The organism is uncultured Psychrobacter sp. (genome assembly GCF_947495825.1).
Taxonomy (GTDB): Bacteria; Pseudomonadota; Gammaproteobacteria; order Pseudomonadales; family Moraxellaceae; genus Psychrobacter.
This window is the reverse complement of sequence record NZ_CANMAH010000001.1, coordinates 636,631-656,313: the sequence shown is the minus strand read 5'-3', so window position 1 is coordinate 656,313 and position 19,683 is coordinate 636,631. Positions and strand designations below refer to the sequence as shown.

Here is a 19,683-nt window from a genome sequence, read left to right as displayed (position 1 = left end):
CAAGGATGGATGGAGAATAATCTACCTAAACTGTTTCATGATATGGGCTGTATCGATTTTATAAAGATTTAACTATAGTTAACGAATCAAGCTTATTCTCAAACAAATTATCTTTTACGAGAAATGAAAGTGTAGATTGATAAGGTCCAATATATATATAATTGGATATTTTATGAGAGTATAATTCTATAGTTGCCCCACTTGGCGGTATAATATTGTAAAAATTAAAAGTAACTTGTACACTGTTATATTTTTCTAAACTATTTAAATAAGAACTATATTCTTTTTTTAAATCTGCCTGAATGAGTAGAAAGTCTTTCTCATCAAAATTTTGATAGTTAAATGCATTCATTGACTTCACCATATAAATATAAAAAATAACTAATAAGATTATTAGAGTTAATATAAGAAATTTAAGTTTTAATTGTTTATTAATCATATTATTTAGGGCTGAATTTAGTCATTGTAGCGGGTAAACCTATTGGAGTATTAGCAGCAACTGGGGTTTTCAATCCGCCTCCTTTTCTCCATAATGAATAGCCATTAGTTCCTTCAGATACGGCACCTCTTGGAACCCATCCCCACATGTTTTTATAATTTTCACCTAATTCTACGTGTACTAATGCTTCATAAATTTCTAGTATCGGAATGACATCACTACTACTTATTGTTCTCTTTTTTCTAAGGTCTTCAGATATTTTTTCAGCATCGCCCTTAGGGTTTAATATATTACTATATAGTGTACGTTTATGGAATGCGTAAAAATCGATATTGTGTCTATTTGCGAATAGTTGAGCAAAACTATTATCAGGATCTGCTTCACTAATGCTATCAAATGATCCTTGTGCCCTAAGTGTTAAATTATCTGACATCCCCGTTCTACATGCATATGAACTAGCCCTAGCTGAACTAAGAAAGCTAGTATTACTAATGGCGTTTATATCTGAGTTAGTTAGATCAATATTAGGTCTACCACTGTAATTCAAGGTAATTTTTCCGTTCAAGCCATGGCAGAAAAATGCTAAGTCTTTTATCTTATAGTTTTCTCTATCTGCATTTAATAGTTCTATAATTTTTGATTTAGTTTTCAAAGCAATAAACGTTACGTTATCAGTGAATTTTATTTCATTTTTTAAACCTTCTATAGCTAGCTTTTCTAAGCGAGTATAACCGTAATCAACATAAGCAATAGTGACTTTGTCACACTCTCTAAATTTATTTCTGTTTTTGATGAAAGGATAGGCAGCTGCAATAAACATATTTTTCAACCAAAAATTATTGTATTCAAACTCGGATCCAATGAATATAATATTTTCAGTTTTGGGTACTCTTGTACTTACTACTACTCTATTAGTATTGCTTCTTGGACTAGTTGATGACTGTCCAATTAATTCCCAATTATCAGTCATTAGAATCTCACCTCAATCTTTAATTCTTCAATTGCATAGCTCTCTATTACTTTTGTTCTGCCTTCATTATCTGTAATCCCTGTTTCAATACTTCCATCAGGTTTAGTGATTTTGTATTGGCAGTTTGGTATAGGTTCTTGAGTATCTTCATCTACGATTACAAAACCTTCATCATATACAACTCTTAAGTGGTTATCTGTCTCTATAATCTTATCTGGCAATACCCCAAGACCCAAACTATCCATTCTACCCCCAGCCTTACCATGCTTACCGCCTTTCTCGACCAACTCTTTTGCCGCAATCGTAATATCAGCACCATCAAGGGAGATACTCGCTCCCCCTGCCGTTATCGTCACCTTGTTCGTCGCCACTACCTCTACTTCTTTGGTGGAGGAGGCGATGTTCACATCTTGTTTAGCAGTGGCTTCTAATTTTCCTGTATGCGCGGAGAGGGTGATATTGTCTTTGGCGTTAGTTAGACTGACTTGACCATCCGCTATGATATTTAATGACTCACTACTGATCTGCTGGTGAGACTCGCCACTACTGATCATCATATCTTCTTGCGTAGTGCTGATCATCTCGCCCATAGAGCGTTGGATAAGGGTATCGCTACTCACATAGCTGCTATCTGCTGCACTATCAATCAGGGTGAATGGCGTCTGTTGGTGAGTCTTAGTTTGTTGTTCTTTGGCGATGGTCTCAAGCTGGGTCTTGATGGCTTTATGATCGTTAACTTGTCTTCCAAGACCGGTTGCCAATTGCGTTAGACGTTCTGCTAGATGCTGACCACCTAACGCCGTTTGGGTCAGGGTCGGGGTGTAGTGTTGGTAGTTATGCTGTCCAGATTGCACATGGGTTTGTGCTTGGGTTGACAGTACCAGCGCTTCGCCTGATTTGATGTTGATTTGAGCGTTGGTATTGGCATTGATCCCTTGGCGTTTAGCTGTGTCTGCTGGATTGATCACCCCCATTTTAAGACTGGCAACAACGTCTCCTGCATCGACGTTAAGTTGTGAGTAGGCTTGCTCACTGCGGTGATCAGTGACCCATTCAGGTAGACTGTTACCTATGTTGCGATAGCCGCTCTCATTGCTCATTATTTGTGGCAAACAGGCTAGGGCGACTTGATGATAATAAGCTACCGGTATTAATCAGATGCTCACCATCACCGATAGCTTGTATCAGAGTTTGATCATCTGCTCTATGGGTAAAGTGGCTGCCATAATTGCTTCCTGCTTGGGCTTCTAATCGATTGATAGATTGAGCAGGGCTGTCTAATAAATAGTGGCGTGTCGGCGTCATATGATTGCGACTGTCGCTATCAGCTTGACACTCAGTGACCCCCGTCATCGGCGGGAGTACTTGTCTGCTGTACACAGAGCCAACCCAAGGGGTTGTAGCCATTCCTGCTTTTCGCTACTATCTTGACTGCACGCAAGAGCAGGCACTAAAGACCGTGCCGTTCCTGCTCAGCGATAACGTCTCTGTCTAAGTGCCTGCATTCCTGCGTGCGGCCAAGGATATCCGCTGCAATCAGGGCTAGCGGTGAGATCAATTGTTTGCAGATAGTGGTCGTGGTTCGAATATTTGTATTAAGCAAGGCTTAGAACTCCATGTTGAGCTGAACGTTTTGAATTTGAGTTACTGTTTTATTGGTTGGATGAAAAAACCACCCGAAGGTGGCTTAAATAATTACTTATACTAAGTCATCTAAATCAGGTAAGTTTGAGGTATCATCAACGCCAAATGCCATTTGTCCTAATTTCTTAAAGTTGATGTGTTGAATCTCAATCAAATCAGCGAGAATGTTGAGATGGACAAAGATATTCATTTTATCGACATTTTTGATAGACGCATTGTCACTTATGGCAAGGGCAGGAACGAAGCCAAACATCTCATCATACTCAAGCGCGCCAAACTTTTTGACACAACGTTTGAATAGGGGTTTGTCGTTGTTGTCTTCCATATCAACATATTGTACCTGCTGAATCGTAAAAAATAGCTGTATAGCTCTGTCTTCAAGTCCAGCGGCAATATCTTTTGCGTCACCTTGTTCCTGATATACCCAACCGTAAGTTGGAGTAATCTCAAAAGCAAACCCTGACTTTTCTCCCCAAACATAGAGTTTACCAAAGCCACTACGAGCGATCACATAATAGTTGTCTTGTTTTAGAATATCTTCATCTAGCCAAAGCACGAGCTCATCTTCATAGTCAGCAGGATTGACGATCCAAAATAGACCTTGTTTAAAGCGGCAAAAACCCATTTTTTCCCAATAGAACAGAAGTTTATCAGGCAGTTTACCACGGTAATATTCTAAGGTAGCTTGTTCAACAGGATATTGCCAGTCAGGTTGTCCAAAATCTTCCATAAAAAAGTCAAATTTTTCATCGATAATAAAATCACTCATTTTGCATACTGTTCCATCATCTCAATCACTGGTACAAACTCTTCTTCGTCTGCTCTATATTTTTTAATTTTTTCTAAGATTGTGCCACTACCTGTATCAATATTCACGTCACCCCCTTTGTCTAGCATAAGCTTTAACAGGTCGAGTCGCTCTGGTACACCATTGATATAAGCAAGAGGCGTTAATTTTTTCTCATTAGGGATATTAGGATCAGCGCCTGCCTCAAGTAGTACTTTGGCTGCCTCAACGTTCTGTACACTCATAGCATAGTGCAAGGGTGTCATACCATAGTAGTCTTGGACATTAACAGGAACGCCTTGTTCTATATAGAATTGGATGGTTTCTTTCGGTGAAGGATTAAGTAAATTGGCTCGGTGAAGATAGTTCCATGATTCTTCTTCTGAAGTGTCTAGTATATCTAAAGTTTTATTGATTAAAAATATCTCTTTCAATAACTTGATATCCCCTTCGCTTTCTGCAACAGATACACGAAGTTTAGGACTACTCTTATAAAGTTCGTCGAAACGTTCCTCTACTCTACTTTTTTTAGTATCTTTCATCATTTACCTCTTTTTAAGAAATTGATTCATATCATTAATTATTCTATCTAACTCACCACGACCAGGCTTTTCACCACGGTGACTTATATTTTCAGGTCCATTTTCAATTTTAAATAAATCAGGTTTTGAGTTTACATAATCGTTTAGCTGTTTTTGTGACATACCTAACTCTTCAGAAGCTTCTATTAATCGTCTATTTTCCCAACCATTCATATGACCATAATGTAAAGGCGGTTCTATAACTTCATCTGTTAGTTTGTCAATAGCCTTACTGTAGAGGTGTAATAAAAAACCACCCGAAGGTGGCTAAAAACTATTTATGTTAAATTATTTAAATCAGGCAGGTTTGTATCTTCATCAACACCAAATGCCATTTGTCCTAATTTCTTAAAGTCAATATGTTGAATCTCAATCAGGTCAGGTAAAAGACTAAGATGGACAAAGATATTCATTTTATCGACATTCTTAATAGACGCATTGTCACTAATGGCAAGGGCAGGAACGAAGCCAAACATCTCGTCATAGTCAAGTGCGCCAAACTTTTTTACACAGCGATCAAAAAGTGATTTGCTATTATTATCATATTGATCATTAGTTTTAATTTTACGCAACGAAAAGAAAAACTGTAAGTTTCTATTAGCATGTCCGTTAGCAATATCTTTAGTGTCTCCTTCTTCATGATAGACCCAACCACGAGTTGGAGTAATCGTATAGGCATGACCTGTTTTTTCACCCCAAACGTATAACTTGCCAAAACCACTGCGAGCAATAATATAATAGTTATCTTGTTTTAGAACGTCCTCACCTAGCCAGATAGCTAACCCATCTTCATAGTCAGCAGGATTGACTATCCAAAACAAACCTTGCTTAAAACGACAAAAGCCAAACTTTTGCCAGTAAAAAAGCAATCTATCTGGTAACTTATTGTTGAAAAAATTTATAGTATCTTGTTCGACGGGTTGTTGCCAATCAGGTAGTCCAAAGTTAGCTAAAAAAAAATCAAAATCTTCGTCTATAATAAACTCACTCATAACTATATCCTATTTTAATTATTTACAACGGTTTAATTCTACCTTCATTTTAGTCTGTCCGCCTTGATTTTTTTGTGCTTCTTTAGCCGCTTTGTCCATCTCTGCCACTCTATGTTTCCACTGCGAACCAATAGAGGAGTTTACATCGCCACGACCCAGCCGATTAATCTTATCTTGTCCACCTGCTACCATGTCAGGATCATGTAGGGCATGTAAATCGGATACTATCACTTTGGTACGGGATTTAGCCAACCTTTGTGCTTCAACAGCCGACTTACCTTGCTTTCTATAGCTTTTCTCCAAAGAATCTTGAATATTATCCTCATATTCTCTTCTAGCATCTGCCTGCGCCCCATTACTTTTCGGTCTGCCATGCGTTTTAAAAGCATCACGACCTGTCAAATATTCATCGACAGTAAGGTTGTTTAGTCCAGCTTCTTGATCTTTTAGTTGACGATAGTACTCTTTTTCAATTTTTGCTTTATCTTTAGGACTTTTATTGATTTTCTTCTTTAAGCTATCGCCTGGCTTAAAGCATTTAGGAGTATGTTTTTTCATAACCCCTTTTCTAGCAGGTCTCGACGTTATACTACTGTTATGACTGACTGTTTCGCCAGAAGCGTTTCTATTGGTTGATGCTAAGGCTGTACTCGGTTTATTACCAGCCGTTCGACCCACACCTGCACTATTAACACTTGCGGTAGCCGGTGTCATCTTCGACCAGCCATCAATCTCATTGACAATTTGCTGAGCAAAACGATCAAAGTCCTTTTGAATTTGTATCAGCTTTTGCTTATTGGTTTTACTTAAACTATTTAGAAACTTAGGGGTCAAGATACTGTTAAGTAACCCTTTTAGTTTGCTAACGTCTAACGCTTTTTTTAGTGCTTGTTCTGCGTTACCTTTACCGAATTTTCTGATAAAGGCAAATAAATCAGCAGGATTTTTACCGCCAATCTTAACCGCTTTAATGGCACTTTTGACCGCATCACCAACGACAGGTATCAGCCCTATCAATGCTGCGATGAGTAAAAACCATAAAGTAGTATCAGAAGGCTTATCTTTAAGGTTCATAACGGCTTTGATAATATCTCGAGCATCAACCAATTGACCAGCGATAGGCACTGCCCCAATCACAATCTCAGCAAATAATGCCCATGAAGAGGTGTTCTCACCTGTTAGAAACGAACCTGTCTCTTCTTTTAATGCTTCAAACCAGCCTGTTGGCTTTTCTTTTTGATTTTTTTTATATTTTTGAGGAGTGTAATCCTTCCCTATGTTACTAATTCCTAGTGCGCCGCCGCCAAAGCCACTCATGTATCGTCCTCCATGTCTCTATCAGGCACAAAGTCAGCAGGGTCTTCACCGTAGTAAACATGAGCTTGACCCTTGGGCACACCTTCTAAACGAGCAAAGCCATTGTCATCTAAAGTTCCTTCTCTTACTGAGCCATCAGCGAACTCAACGCGGTAAGGCGCAACGCTTACAGGTGTCTCATCATCATATAAATAGTTCAGCTCTATAAAGGTTGGCGGTTCCGCTAAGACATTAGAAGGTAAGCCTGAAACAAAGCGCGTATCCATTCCACCTCCCGCCTTACTATGTTTACCTCCTTTTTCCGTCACCTCTTTGGCGGCGATAGTGATATTAGACCCATCAAGGGTGATACTCGCACCCCCTGCTGTGATCGTAATCTTATTGGTCGCCACCACTTCAACCTCTTTGGTGGAGGAGGCGATGTTGACATCTTGCTTGGCGGTGGCTTCCAGTTTCCCTGTATGGGCGGAGAGGGTAATATTGTCTTTTGCGTTGGTCATGCTAAATTGACCATCCGCTATGATACTTAATGACTCACTACTGATTTGGTTATGAGTCTCACCACTACTGATGTTTAGGTCTTGTTGCGTGGTGCTGATCATCTCGCCCATAGAGCGTTGGATAAGGGTATCGCTACTCACATAGCTGCTATCTGCGGCGCTATCGATCAGGGTGAACGGCGTGGTTTGATGAGTCTTAGTCTGTTGTTCTTTAGCAATATTTTCTAACTGCGTCTTAATCACTTTATGATCATTTACATTACGTCCCAGTCCCGTTGCCAGTTGCGTTAAGCGCTCGGCTAGATGCTGACCGCCAAGGCTGGTTTGGGTGAGAGTAGGAGTATGATGCTGATGGTTGTGCTCTTGGGCTTATGATATAGATTCAATAAACTAAACGACTATAAAAAATCATCTACATTCTGTGTATAACCTTGTTGCATGATTTCCTCTCTCAGCGCCTTGTTAGTATTAATAGTCAATGGCGTACTGAAAAATAATTCGTGTCGCCCTGTTGGGAAATTTTCATAAACAATAAATATACTACAAACATCATATATGTTTTTTTGGTCAGTTTTACTAACTCCTGTAGTACAGAATCTAGGAGCTGAACCCACGATACTTTCATAGTTAGTAGGGATTATTCTTTTTTTGACAATCTTATTAGTTTCTTTATCAACGTAGAAATATAGTGTTTTAATATCTAACGATAATAAGCATCTATAAAAAATATATTCTCTATCTGTTATTTCTCCGTCTGCAAAAAGAGATGTAGAAACATGGTTACACTCACTCGCAGAATCAAAGTCATTTAAAATTATATTTACTTGATTGTTAATTTTAATGTTAATAATTATGTAAATCATTAAAACTAATAGCATCGGTATAATAATTAAATACTTTATCATTATCATTACCCTTAGATTATAGTGATGAATTTATATCCGACTTTGTTACTATAAAAGTTTTAAATTCATTTGACATGTCTTCCATACTTATTATTTCAGGCTTGGTCCAAACTACCATGTCGCGCCCTTTTTTATATTTCTTACGATACTCCTGATAGTGACTATTATATACTGGATAAAGTAGGTTATTTGGATTAAAAGATCCTCTAAACTCACCTGTTCTTGAATGACGGTGAGAGTTTAAATTATTGATATTTTTTTTAAAGATAAGATTAAAGTCGAACTCATCTCTACTCCAATGTCCCAAATAGTCATCTGGGGGAGTAATAAACTCGTAGCTATCAATTGCATAACATACGATAGATTCAATGTAAATCATGAAGTAATTGTTACGTTGAGGAATGACTTTATAATCACCTATACATGCATATATTGCAAAAGAACCAAAAGTAGACCACAAGTCATCGACTTTGAACCCGCTTCTTATATAAGTATCAAGCTTGTCATTTAGTCCATTATCAATTGGCAGGTTTTGACATTGCCAATTTTCATGAAATGTTTGTAGTTTTTTTAACTCATTAACGTTTCCTGAATTAATAGTCTTTAGTTCTCTATAGTTGCTTTCTGAAGAGAAAGATAGACCTTTCAAGTTAGATGAATTGAAAGCACCATCTCTCTTAAGGTATTTTAAAACTAGCCTCCTAGATGCTTTGGATGTAATATTCGTTTTAATATCATCAAGAGCATCATTATATCTTTCAAAGTTTTTTAACCAGTGGTGATTAAATATATTAGGTTTGTATAATATCAGGTTAGGTCTAATTTTCGACCAGTCCCCTTTTTCTGCCGCAGTCATCTCTAAACTTTCATCATTTAGCCATTTTTCATTGAGGTAGGCAGCCATATGCCAACCCTTCGCTCGCATTACAGAAGGTATGTCTGAGAGCTTAAATAAAGATTTAGTTGTTACTGTTTTGTTACTAGAGTTTTTAGGTGTTAGAGTCGACTTGCATAGCTGTTCTGCGGTACATTTAAGACTAAATGACTCTTTAATGCCCTGTTTAGTCCCTGTTACTGTAATTGTTCCATCTGAATGATAACTAAGGTTAGTTACTAATACTTTATAATCTTCTGCCATAGTATTATCCAATAAATATTCCAAGCTGGGGAGGATTTAATAACTCAATGTCTTCTTCTTTATCTTCGGTTATTTGCGCAGTTTTACCTTCTTCGTCTGTCTGTATCATCTCAATATCACCGTTTGCACGTTTGATCCAAACGGTTTGATTGGCGATAGGTTGTTTAGTATCTTGTTCAAGCAACTGGAAACCTTCACCATAAATAAGACTTAGCATACTTTCGGTAAGCTTTAACATCTTACTCGGTAGTTTCTTGAGGGATAGAGTATCCATTCCACCCCCAGCCTTACCATGCTTACCGCCTTTCTCGACCACCTCTTTTGCCGCAATCGTAATATCAGCACCATCAAGGGTGATACTCGCACCCCCTGCTATTAGCGTAATCTTATTGGTTGCCACCACTTCAACCTCTTTGGTTGAAGAAGCGATGTTCACATCTTGCTTGGCCGTTGCTTCAAGTTTGCCAGTATGTGCGGAGAGGGTGATATTGTCTTTTGCGTTGGTGAAGCTCACTTGACCATCGGCGACTATATTGAGTGACTCACTACTGATTAGGTTATGAGTCTCACAACTACTGATAATCATATCTTCTTGAGTAGTGCTGATCATCTCGCCCATAGAGCGTTGGATAAGGGTATCGCTACTCACATAGCTGCTATCTGCTGCACTATCAATCAGGGTGAATGGCGTCTGTTGGTGAGTCTTAGTTTGTTGTTCTTTGGCGATATTTTCTAACTGTGTCTTAATCGCTTTATGGTCGTTAACATTGCGACCGAGTCCGGTCGCTAGCTGGGTTAAACGTTCTGCTAAGCGCTGACCACCTAGTGCCGTTTGCATGAGCGTAGGGGTGTGCTGTTGGTAATTGTGCTGTCCAGATTGTGCGTGAGTTTGTGGCTGAGTGGATAGGACTAGTGCTTCCCCTGATTTGATACTGATCTGCGCGTTGGTGGCCGCATTGATCCCTTGACGTTTGGCTGTGTCTGATGGGTTGATCACGCCCATTTTAAGACTGGCAACAACGTCTCCTGCATCGACGTTAAGTTGTGAATAGGCTTGCTCACTTCTATGATCGCTGATCCATTCGGATAAACCGTAATCCGTGTTGCGATAGCCGCTCTCGACCGCTTGCTCATTGTCAGTGGCAAACAGGCTAGGGCGACTTGATGATAATAAGCTACCGGTATTCATCAGATGCTCACTATCACCGATAGCTTGTATCAGAGTTTGGTCATCTGCTCTATGGGTAAAGTGGCTACCATAATTGCTTCCTGCTTGGGCTTCTAATCGATTGATAGATTGAGCAGGGCTGTCTAATAAATAGTGGCGTGTCGGCGTCATATGATTGCGACTGTCCGTATCAGACTGGCTATCTGCGATCCCTGTCATCGGCGGGAGTACTTGTCTGCTGTATAGCGCACCTACCCAAGGGGTGTCAGCGGTGATCAGTCTGAGCTGGGTTAAGTGAGTACCTGCTTTTAGATCTGAGGCATGACGCTCGTGATGACGACGGCTTATCGTGAGTCCTGTGACATGAGCGAGGCTATTGCGTGCTAAATGCACGATATGAGTGGCGCGGTAATGCTGATTAAGATGGTTATGACCTACTAGAGTAAAAGTGTCCGCAACGTTTAAATCAGTACAGTGAGCAAGCGCATGGTAGACGCTGTAGCGACTGTGGTGACTATTTGCCATGATAGTAGCGTCATCAATCGTCTCGGTATCAGTCACTGGAGCAAAGGCGGCTGGGGTGTCGATCATAAGGGTAGACGTATTGGTTTGGCTATCTGCCTCACTATCACTGATAGCCATATTTGCTGACTGGGTTGGGTGGGCCACGCTAGCGCTGTTAAAGCGTTGCACTGTGAAGGTACTCGGCTGGGTTATGACTTGCTCACTAAGGGCTAAGATTGGCGCGTGAGCGCGATCATGTAGCACTTGCTGATAACGTACTGAGCCGATATTTTGACTGATACCGTCTTCATTACTAGGACGAGCTGAAGTAATGATAAGGGTGGGCGGGGCATGCTCTTCAGTTTGCGCGTGCCTGAGGTAAGCGGTGAGTCCTTGGCGTGAGAGGCGCTCGCAGATATGACTCCAGTCACTGCTCTGCCACTGGGTCATGCGTGCTGGGGTCCAACTGGCATTTTCCTCACTACTGCTATCAGTACCACTGTCATCGACCACATCTATCTCTTGCATGGCGACGCGTTCTGATACCATGGCTTGTACCGATAGGTCAGTATCTATCTGGCTGCGTAGATGCTGATGCAAGCGATAAGTGATGGGCTGTGCGATGAGTCGATAGTAGCCATAGCTGCCATCATGATCGAGCTGGCAAAGGGCGGTGATATATAGATGACGATAGGCATGCCCACTTGGGGTATCAAAACTTAGGGTTAAGGAGCTACCAATTAAGGGAGTCAGTGGCATAAAAGGGGGGTGATTGAGCTCATGGATATAGACGTGCAGCACGTAGGTGTCGATACCGTGTTGTTGATATTGCTGCATATTATACGGGTTGAGCTGAGCGATGATGGTGGATTCATCAGGAGCACTAAGTAGGTTTTGCTGCCATGTTTGATGAGTAACAGTATTTTGCCGAGCACTTGGATAAGGGGCTTGGCTGCTACCTTCGCTGGCATAAAGCATGTCAGCAGTCATAGGCAGTAAGGTATTGGTCAAGCGTAGCATAATGAATATCCCTATTGTTAAGCGACGGCAGTATCAACTTGAGTGCTTATTTATCTTTGTTATCATAGACAGCGGTGTTATTCGCCAAGAGTAAATTCAATACGACGATTACGTCGGCGTCCCTCTTCGGTGTCATTACTAGCGATAGGGTCAGCGTCACCTTTGCCTGTAGTGCTTAGACGAGTAGCATCTATATTACGGCCTATCAGGTACTGCTTAACTGCTTCAGCGCGCTCATTGGACAAGACCAGATTAGTGGCAGAGTTGCCTACATTGTCAGTATGACCAGTAATCGTAATGGGCTTGTTGCCTAGACTTTGAATGACGCCTGCCATGTCGTCTAAGATGCCAAGACCTAGAGGAGTGAGATTGGCACTGCCTGACTCAAACTCAACGATACGATCGCCTAGGGCATCATCGATGAGACGTTGTTCGCCTTCTATGACGACTAGCTGGTTCTCCAATTGATAGAGATCGGTCAAACGGGTATGAATACGATTTTGGATCGCTTGCTTTTGTTCAGGGCTACTGACTTTGCCATGCAGGCTAATAGTAGTGCCATGAATATCGATACGGCCTTGACGAATATTGGAGATATCGCTATCGATAATAGCTGCGGCTATCTGTTGCCAGTTGGTTGGTATACTGATGTTTGAGCGTACTTCAATCTCATCTCTGACTGGTTTATTAGGGTATTGAGCTTTGAGCTTTTCAAGTAGTTGCTGCTTATCTGAGCTGGTAGCGACGACACCTTTAATGACGACAGGCACATCTTGCGAACCGTTTACAACGTGAGCACCATTATGTTCTGCAAAGACAAAAGCACTCATAGGAAGCGTAAAAACAGCAGCCAATAGCAGGCTTTTTTTGTGATGTGTCAGCTTAGATATTGTCGTTATGGAGAGGTCTTTCATTAAAGCACCTTTTTAACCTAGATGTTATTAAACGGTTTTTGAATAAACTAATCCTAAACATAGTCTCAAATAGCTATTGCGCTAAGAAGATACTCTTAAACAGTTGTCTTGTATCATATAAATACAGATTGTCTTGCAACAACACTTTATTAAAGCGGGTCAAACCGATGTCTTCGTCGATATACCCTTGGGTCCAGTCACTATTAGCAATCCAGACCCAGTCATCAGGATTTGTATCTGCACTACTTGTTAGTTGGCTAAGTACGCGTCCATCAGGTTTAGTGAAGTTCATTAATAGACGATAATGATTAGAGGTGCGGTATAGATAAGTGTTGAGACGGATTTGGTGGGGCTGGTAGAAGCCACTGATTAAATCATGCCAAAAAGTCGCCATATATATAGCACTGGCTTTATCGGACGTTAGTGTCCAACATATCGATTTGTTGAGACCGTTGAAGCCTTTAGCGAATGTAGGCAAAAACAACAAGCCTGTTGCGATAATCTGCTGTACCAGTTGCTGCTTACTGACATCCATTAATACCGAAATGTCTTGTAGAGTCATGGTATTAATAAAGTCATAGTAGTGTGTGCTGGCGTTGTTATCGATAGTCAGTAGGCAGTTGTTTAAAGCGTCAGTCACTTGCGTGCTATCGTTTTGAGCCTTTGCCGCACTCAACGTTGCATAAATATCATCCCAAATAGTAAGCGATTTGATAGGAAGGTAGTTCGTCCAGCTTTTGGGTTTATCCAAATGGATGACACCAAAGCCGATAAGAGGATACTTTCTATGACTACTATCATGACTGGGTATAAGCACTCCAGTAATGATTTGATTTGCAGCAGTATCGACGTGACTGAAATTTAAAAAGGGAGGCTCTTTAGAGGGTTCATCACTTTTTGATGACTCGTTCAATATAGAGCCCGAAGTAGTCAGAGCTTGACTGACCCACTGATCAATAATGTTGGTTTCATTGATATGAGCGCGCGCACGCACGAAGTCTCCGCGAGCAGGCAGCTTGCCGAAATAAACTAAAGGTAATGATTCGGACATCATCGCGTTTGCTCCTGCTGCTCAGAGGGTGCAGAAGTGTTATTTGTAGTTGCACTACCTTGTTCATTGCTTTGATCTGCTAAATTATTTATAGAAGGGCTGTTATTGTCAGCGTTAGGATTAGCAATTGGCTTTGCACTACGCGTAACACCAAGGGCGATTACATCAGCAGGCAATTTCATGCCAGTAAATGGGTTGTTTGAGCGACCTTGAGTGGCATTGTTACTATTGCCACTGATAACTCTAAAGCGGACAGAAATCGTTGTGCCATCACCCGACCATGCCATCTCAAAGATGTCATCGCCAAGCTCGGTCCGGCGTGCGCTATTGATGAGGCGTTCTACCCCAAAGCTTCCGGCTTCTTCAAAGACTGTAAAGTCTCTGCCATCATAGTCCTTGGCTCTAATGCTAGCGCCAGGCTGGCTACTAGGGTTTGGCCATACAAAAGTCGTCCATGCTTGTGTACCCATACGATAACGCAGCTGCTGACCGTCGACGACGATTGTATACTCTGTCAAGCCGCTCACTGGTAATGGCATAATCTGAAACGTTGTTTGATTGGGGGCAGCACCAGCTGTACCCGATGAGCCTGAGCTATTGCTACCAGTATAGTTGACAAAGTAACGACCGAAGTCAGCGACGAACTGTGGGTTCAGACCTAAACCTGCACCATTCCAAATCTTACTCGAAATTTGATCACCGCGACGTATGATAAAGGGCGATAAAGTCTCGTTAACGAATCTTGCCACATAACCATCTTCCCCAAAGAATTGACCAATCTCTGCTGGTGTCGCTTCTAAATTAGCATTGGCAGTAAATGGATATTTTTTCTCTAGATTGTCGAGGAATGGCTTCCGTACTTGCGCTTGCCAGACTTTATTAATCTCAGCCTTAGTAGGGGTAAGCAACATATTGAATGAGCGAGTCAGCGGCTCACTTAACAAGGGTCGTACAAGCTGTTTTATTTCTGAATTGGCTTGACTCAGTATCTGCTCATCCAAGATTTGTAGAGACTTGGTCAGCTCTGATCCGTCAGGACTTAGGGTCTGTGAAGCAAACAGTAGGGCATCAGGACCGATATCGTCACTACGCGCTATATTATTAAAGCGTGTTCTAATATTTCCTAAGCTTACTAGGTAATTATCTAACAGTGACAGATCTTGATTGTCCTCTCTTGGCGTGACTAGAGCATGAATAGAGGAGAATTCTTGCGCGATCACACCTGAATTAGCTTGCGGAGCAGAATTTGTATCACTAGAGCTGCTACCGTTGTTCATTGCCGCTTCAGCCATACGCAGCTCAGCTGGACTTTGGCGCAGTATGGTTTGCTTAAACCAATCTACAAAGGAGCGTCGAGACTTGCCATTATTATCAGAGCCGAGGTTAGCAGCTTGGTTGTCCCATTGAGTTTGACGATCGACCGTCTCAAATAAAGTTTTTAACGGTGATTCTTTTGCGTTAGACAGCTGATTTAGTAAGACAGCATGGTCATCAAATCCCTCGCTATCACGAACATAAACTTGCGATATAAAGCGTTTCCATTCAGCGATATATTCTTGCTTATAACGATTGACTAGATATTGCCGTATTTGTTCAGGGCTACCAGTCAACGTGAGATCATCTTGGCTACTGGTTGCCAGTACCCAATCATCTGCGACCATTCTAGTGGTGGCAGCTTTATCAATCTCATCACTAACGAAAGACTTCCATGCTTGCTTGGTAAAAGTGCCTGAGATTACATAGCTACCAAGTAGTGCTTCGTTGGCATTGTTTTGAGTGATCTGTGCAACCGTAACAGAAGGGAAGCGAGCAGATGCGCGCATTTTGATTTCAGAGTAGACGCGCTCACGTGCAGGCTGGCCTTTACTGACTTTAGATAGATTGCTGCGAGTTTTATCTATCAGTCCCAAGTCGTTTTGGACGAGCGGGAAAGAGGGGTCATCGACATGTGCCAGCGTAAAGCTTAAGATGCGCTCAGCTTGGCGAATCATTTTGTCGCGTGGCATGTCAGCTCGATTGGCATCGAGCCAGTTACGCCAAAACCTTGTCATTTGGTCACTTAAATGACTGGTTTCTAAATTGTTGTGATTTCCTAGCATAAGATAAGCTTTTAACGCATTATAAGCATCTTCAACATCGGTCGGATCGGACTGAATATAAGCGTCATTAGTCGTAGTCTCAGTTGTATTTTCAGTCGCAGATTCCTCTGTGCGTACTGTCAGTTGCGCCGCGTTAGTATTTACCTCTGTCAGGAACTTTTCTATATTTTGTTTGGTAGGGGCTAAGACGATGATGCGGATGCCGTTATAGTATTCTGCTAGTAGTTTTTGTTTGAGCTTGCCGCCTTGATAGAGACCAAGACTCAAAGACAGTGGTTTATCTTCTTCATAGTTCTCAAGCTGCTCTATTCGGCTTTGTAAAATACTAAGTGACTCAAGCTGAGACTGCAGATCACCATTAGCGTTTTTTTGTAGCTCGGCAACTTGTTGTAAGTCGGCTACTACGCGTTCAGTTAATTGCTTATTATTAGCATATGACCATGTCCATAGGCTGACAGCCGCGCACAATGCAACTACAGCGCCTAATGTAGCAATAGCACGATGACTGCGTTTATTACGGTTTTTGTGTTGTTTGACCAAATGCTTGTCTTTTAGGATGACTTTAGAAAATAAATCTTGTAAGAAATAAGGTTTATCAGCAGCTTCTTGTTGGGTATTGAGTGGTACAGCTGGTGGATGCAAGTCGTAATTTTGCACCATTTGCAAAGTCATCTGACTGCTAACCTGCCCATCTTGTAAGGCGCTAGTAAAGTAAAATCCGCGCAATATGGGCTTAAATTGAAAAGGGTTGTCCTCAAACAAAGCATGCATGAGCGTCCTTATCATCGGACGTAGCGACTGAAATTCCATAGGAAAAGTCATCAGACTTGGCGAGACAGTACGCTGATGACGCAAAGACAATTTTGTCGTACTCAAGTCTTTTAAACCGTTGACCAATACACCAAAATGCTCTTCGAATACGTCAGTGATGTTGATGTTTTCGGGATCTTCAGGGTAAGGGATGGTCGCGCCCCATACTTGACTACGCTCTTCTTGTTCATAATCATTAAAAAAGTCACGAAAGCCTGAAACCAAGTCCATCTTGGTAAAGACCACGTAGACAGGGGCGTAGACTTCCAACTGTTCGGTCAAGTCTTGGACACGGCTGCGTAAGTTTTTGGCTAAGTCTAAGGCATAGCTTGGATCATTTTTGGTAAGTTCGGCGATACTGACAGCGATAATAATGCCGTTAATTGGCGCTTTAGGTCGGTTCTTTTTGAGCAGATTTAAAAAGGATAGCCACTCCAAGCGATCTTCTTCGTAGACAGAGTAACGGCCTGCAGTATCAAGCAAAATACCTTCGGTTGAAAAGAACCAGTCACAGTTACGCGTACCGCCAACGCCTTTTACCGATAGCTTATTGGTTTTTTCCATAAATGGAAACTTCAATCCAGAATGCAGTACAGCTGAGCTTTTACCTGCTGCTGGATTACCAATAACCATATACCACGGCAGCTCATATAATGCCGCCTTACCGGTTTGATCACCAATCTTTGACTTCCGGATAGTCTTGATAGCGTCTTGCATTTGTTGACGTAGCGCTTGCACTTCTTGTGCATTTTCATCTTTGGCCTTGTGAGCGCTATTTTCGTCGTGACTCTCATTACCACTATCTTCTACCAAGTTCGCAAGTTCGTCTGAAGCTTTTTTACGCCTTTTCCATAAGTAGTAGCTAAGTACCCCTAGCACTGTGCATGTCAACAATATACCAATAATGATGGTAAAGGTTTTGATGGTCACATAATCATACAGCAAAACTAGAGCGACTATGATACCCAAGACCAACAACACTCTTGGGTTATAGATAAGATGAAAAAACCTTGAAAACATGCGTGCTACCTAGTGTGATCTTAAGACAATAAAATAAGTATTTACAACAATGAAGCGTCAATTTTTTCATAAGAGCTACGCTTAAAACGCCTAGGAAAAATCTGCTAACCAAAGCATAGAACATCGCTTATGTTGGGTTTCTAGAAATATGTAATCTGACTCTTGTTGGTTGGTATTAATTAAATTGACGAATAATGATAAACCGATAAATGGTTTCAACCAAAGGTTAGATGGCATATAATGCCCTAAATAACGCTCATTTACTAGTATGTCTTGTGCTGTCAGTGCATCAATAAAGCTCATATATACTGACATATCATACGGTTGTTTCTCCGGATTAATGTCAGTTATAGATGTGACACTAATATTTTGAGGAAGAACATTAGTTTTATTTGTTGTATCGTCTAATTCTGTTTGAATGTGCGTTTTGACAGTGGTTGATGACAGTGAAAAAGAGTTGTCTAGCAGTAAGTCTTTGATCCTCATTAACCGATGACTATAGCTACGTCTGCTATCAAGGCATACTTCTGATTGGCTATGGTCGTTTATATCCGCATTTTGTGTACTCATGTCTTTAACATCAGGAGCACATATTTTAGTTAATAAAACGTTGGCATAAGTGTCGATATCAAGTACGTCTTGGGCTGCTTGATTGCCAAAGATAAGCAGTACTCCAGCTTCGGTAGGAATGATGGTAGAGCTATTATTTGAGTACAGCTGTAATTCTAGCCACTCATCATTGATCTGTGTGTCTGCAATGATCAATAAGCAAAGCTCAGGAGACGCTGATTGGGCCAATGGCATCACATGTTCATTGATAAATTGCATAGAGTCGTAAGTGATATTACGTTCTAGATCAATATCATTAGTGACAATCGGGTTAATAGTAATTAAGGATTCTAAAAGTCCATAGGTCGATAGCTGCTCTTTTGTGGCTGCGATGAGTAGCTCTGTGTCTGCGCCTTCAGGCACGCACAGATAAATGGAAAATTTAGAGAGTGAGCTATCACTAGGAGCGAAGGTGGATTCGTCGTTATCTGTTTTGTCTGCACTAACAAGGTAATGCTGTTGCCAATCAGGGTGAATATCGATAGCTGAGTTGGGTTCATGAGTATCTTGTTTATCATGAACGTTAAGGTGTTTAGCAATGCTCGACAACACCTCATCACTTAAAGAGAGTTGTTCGTAAATCAATGAGCACAGACGCAGAGTTAGGCCGTTTAGATCTGAGTCCTCTAAACCCGCCTCATGCATATGTTGGTATGGTAAGGGTGCGACATCGGTTAGCCATGCAATCGGTTTGGTCAGTATCGGTAAACCATCAAAGTCTGTCAGATCTTCACTCAATAAGGTGAGGTCTGCATCATTATCAATTACATCGGACCAGTTATCTCCTTCAGGCAGACAAATACTGCTGTACATAAACAATCTATAAGTATCCGGTAGTTTAGCGCGCTCTTTTTCACTGTCGTTATATGCAGCCTCAGCAGTACTACTTTCTGTTTTTTTTTGTCTCCATCGAAGCGCTAGGATAAATGCAAATAACAATAGAGGAACGATGACAAACCAAAGCAATAAACCAAATGCAGTAAGTTGTCCTGCATTGTCTTTGAAATACATCCAAGCCAATATGAGATAGACAATTAAGAGCATCACTAAAACATAGTGGCCGTATGGCATTAGTTTTTTTACAACCACTTTTCTAACTCCTAACTATCGATTATTTTTCCTAATTTTCACTATATGCCAAGATACTTATAAGCGTATTTTATGGTGTTTACTCTATTGATGTCACTATAATTGACTACATTATTTGACTAATTA

At 41.0% G+C, this 19,683-nt stretch carries 17 protein-coding genes; all 17 read right to left on the bottom strand.

Going from position 1 to position 19,683, the window contains the following annotated elements:
• Positions 1–58: 58 nt before the first annotated feature.
• The 17 genes from Q0895_RS02705 to Q0895_RS02625 all read right to left on the bottom strand — a co-directional run bounded on the left by Q0895_RS02705 (position 59) and on the right by Q0895_RS02625 (position 19,557).
• Positions 59–352 carry a hypothetical protein gene (locus Q0895_RS02705; RefSeq protein WP_299185310.1) on the bottom strand — a complete coding sequence of 98 codons (294 nt, stop codon included), beginning with the start codon at positions 350–352 and terminating at the stop codon, positions 59–61.
• A gap of 88 nt (positions 353–440) precedes the next feature.
• Positions 441–1,409 carry a hypothetical protein gene (locus tag Q0895_RS02700; RefSeq protein WP_299185308.1) on the bottom strand — a complete coding sequence of 323 codons (969 nt, stop codon included), beginning with the start codon at positions 1,407–1,409 and terminating at the stop codon, positions 441–443.
• Entirely contained in the window at positions 1,409–2,509 is a 1,101-nt protein-coding gene (locus tag Q0895_RS02695; RefSeq protein WP_299185306.1) for a DUF2345 domain-containing protein, read from the bottom strand. Before Q0895_RS02695 ends, Q0895_RS02700 begins: the two co-directional genes overlap by 1 nt.
• A complete protein-coding gene (locus Q0895_RS02690) occupies positions 2,499–2,816 on the bottom strand; it encodes a hypothetical protein (RefSeq protein WP_299185305.1) in 318 nt (105 codons plus the stop codon). The genes Q0895_RS02695 and Q0895_RS02690 overlap by 11 nt, the downstream gene beginning before the upstream one ends.
• A gap of 292 nt (positions 2,817–3,108) precedes the next feature.
• Positions 3,109–3,822, bottom strand: coding sequence for a GAD-like domain-containing protein (locus Q0895_RS02685; protein WP_299185304.1), 714 nt, complete (start codon positions 3,820–3,822; stop codon positions 3,109–3,111).
• A complete protein-coding gene (locus Q0895_RS02680) occupies positions 3,819–4,385 on the bottom strand; it encodes an ankyrin repeat domain-containing protein (RefSeq protein ID WP_299185303.1) in 567 nt (188 codons plus the stop codon). The genes Q0895_RS02685 and Q0895_RS02680 overlap by 4 nt, the downstream gene beginning before the upstream one ends.
• Entirely contained in the window at positions 4,386–4,622 is a 237-nt protein-coding gene (locus Q0895_RS02675; protein ID WP_299185351.1) for a GH-E family nuclease, read from the bottom strand.
• Between the two features lie 77 nt (positions 4,623–4,699).
• A complete protein-coding gene (locus tag Q0895_RS02670) occupies positions 4,700–5,413 on the bottom strand; it encodes a GAD-like domain-containing protein (protein WP_299185301.1) in 714 nt (237 codons plus the stop codon).
• Between the two features lie 18 nt (positions 5,414–5,431).
• Entirely contained in the window at positions 5,432–6,730 is a 1,299-nt protein-coding gene (locus Q0895_RS02665) for a polymorphic toxin type 15 domain-containing protein (protein WP_299185299.1), read from the bottom strand.
• Positions 6,727–7,473: a DUF2345 domain-containing protein gene (locus Q0895_RS02660; RefSeq protein ID WP_299185297.1), complete on the bottom strand. Its 747-nt coding sequence runs from the start codon at positions 7,471–7,473 to the stop codon at positions 6,727–6,729. The genes Q0895_RS02665 and Q0895_RS02660 overlap by 4 nt, the downstream gene beginning before the upstream one ends.
• Before the next feature lie 155 nt (positions 7,474–7,628).
• Positions 7,629–8,135, bottom strand: a complete 507-nt coding sequence (locus Q0895_RS02655) for a hypothetical protein (protein ID WP_299185296.1) — start codon at positions 8,133–8,135, stop codon at positions 7,629–7,631.
• A 16-nt stretch (positions 8,136–8,151) separates the two neighbouring features.
• The gene (locus Q0895_RS02650; RefSeq protein WP_299185294.1) at positions 8,152–9,273 is read right to left on the bottom strand and encodes a DUF6402 family protein; all 1,122 of its coding nucleotides are present in this window, start codon (positions 9,271–9,273) and stop codon (positions 8,152–8,154) included.
• A 4-nt stretch (positions 9,274–9,277) separates the two neighbouring features.
• Positions 9,278–11,965 (bottom strand): DUF2345 domain-containing protein, encoded by a 2,688-nt coding sequence (locus tag Q0895_RS02645; RefSeq protein WP_299185292.1) that lies wholly within the window; start codon positions 11,963–11,965, stop codon positions 9,278–9,280.
• A 77-nt stretch (positions 11,966–12,042) separates the two neighbouring features.
• Positions 12,043–12,879: an OmpA family protein gene (locus Q0895_RS02640; RefSeq protein WP_299185290.1), complete on the bottom strand. Its 837-nt coding sequence runs from the start codon at positions 12,877–12,879 to the stop codon at positions 12,043–12,045.
• Positions 12,880–12,952: 73 nt separating this feature from the next.
• Positions 12,953–13,933 (bottom strand): type VI secretion system-associated protein TagF, encoded by a 981-nt coding sequence (gene tagF / locus Q0895_RS02635; RefSeq protein ID WP_299185289.1) that lies wholly within the window; start codon positions 13,931–13,933, stop codon positions 12,953–12,955.
• Positions 13,930–17,859: a type VI secretion system membrane subunit TssM gene (gene tssM, locus Q0895_RS02630; RefSeq protein WP_299185287.1), complete on the bottom strand. Its 3,930-nt coding sequence runs from the start codon at positions 17,857–17,859 to the stop codon at positions 13,930–13,932. The genes tagF and tssM overlap by 4 nt, the downstream gene beginning before the upstream one ends.
• Before the next feature lie 90 nt (positions 17,860–17,949).
• The gene (locus tag Q0895_RS02625) at positions 17,950–19,557 is read right to left on the bottom strand and encodes a hypothetical protein (RefSeq protein ID WP_299185286.1); all 1,608 of its coding nucleotides are present in this window, start codon (positions 19,555–19,557) and stop codon (positions 17,950–17,952) included.
• Positions 19,558–19,683 lie beyond the last annotated feature (126 nt).

Excerpts from the sequence above, each read along its gene's own strand:
- Q0895_RS02665 (WP_299185299.1), bottom strand. The coding sequence starts at position 6,730 with ATGAGTGGCTTTGGCGGCGGCGCACTAGGAATTAGTAACATAGGGAAG.
- Q0895_RS02650 (WP_299185294.1), bottom strand. The coding sequence starts at position 9,273 with ATGGCAGAAGATTATAAAGTATTAGTAACTAACCTTAGTTATCATTCA.
- Q0895_RS02700 (WP_299185308.1), bottom strand. The coding sequence starts at position 1,409 with ATGACTGATAATTGGGAATTAATTGGACAGTCATCAACTAGTCCAAGA.
- Q0895_RS02645 (WP_299185292.1), bottom strand. The coding sequence starts at position 11,965 with ATGCTACGCTTGACCAATACCTTACTGCCTATGACTGCTGACATGCTT.
- Q0895_RS02670 (WP_299185301.1), bottom strand. The coding sequence starts at position 5,413 with ATGAGTGAGTTTATTATAGACGAAGATTTTGATTTTTTTTTAGCTAAC.
- Q0895_RS02640 (WP_299185290.1), bottom strand. The coding sequence starts at position 12,879 with ATGAAAGACCTCTCCATAACGACAATATCTAAGCTGACACATCACAAA.
- tssM (WP_299185287.1), bottom strand. The coding sequence starts at position 17,859 with ATGTTTTCAAGGTTTTTTCATCTTATCTATAACCCAAGAGTGTTGTTG.
- tagF (WP_299185289.1), bottom strand. The coding sequence starts at position 13,933 with ATGATGTCCGAATCATTACCTTTAGTTTATTTCGGCAAGCTGCCTGCT.
- Q0895_RS02695 (WP_299185306.1), bottom strand. The coding sequence starts at position 2,509 with ATGAGCAATGAGAGCGGCTATCGCAACATAGGTAACAGTCTACCTGAA.
- Q0895_RS02705 (WP_299185310.1), bottom strand. The coding sequence starts at position 352 with ATGAATGCATTTAACTATCAAAATTTTGATGAGAAAGACTTTCTACTC.
- Q0895_RS02690 (WP_299185305.1), bottom strand. The coding sequence starts at position 2,816 with ATGGCTACAACCCCTTGGGTTGGCTCTGTGTACAGCAGACAAGTACTC.
- Q0895_RS02680 (WP_299185303.1), bottom strand. The coding sequence starts at position 4,385 with ATGATGAAAGATACTAAAAAAAGTAGAGTAGAGGAACGTTTCGACGAA.
- Q0895_RS02655 (WP_299185296.1), bottom strand. The coding sequence starts at position 8,135 with ATGATAAAGTATTTAATTATTATACCGATGCTATTAGTTTTAATGATT.
- Q0895_RS02685 (WP_299185304.1), bottom strand. The coding sequence starts at position 3,822 with ATGAGTGATTTTATTATCGATGAAAAATTTGACTTTTTTATGGAAGAT.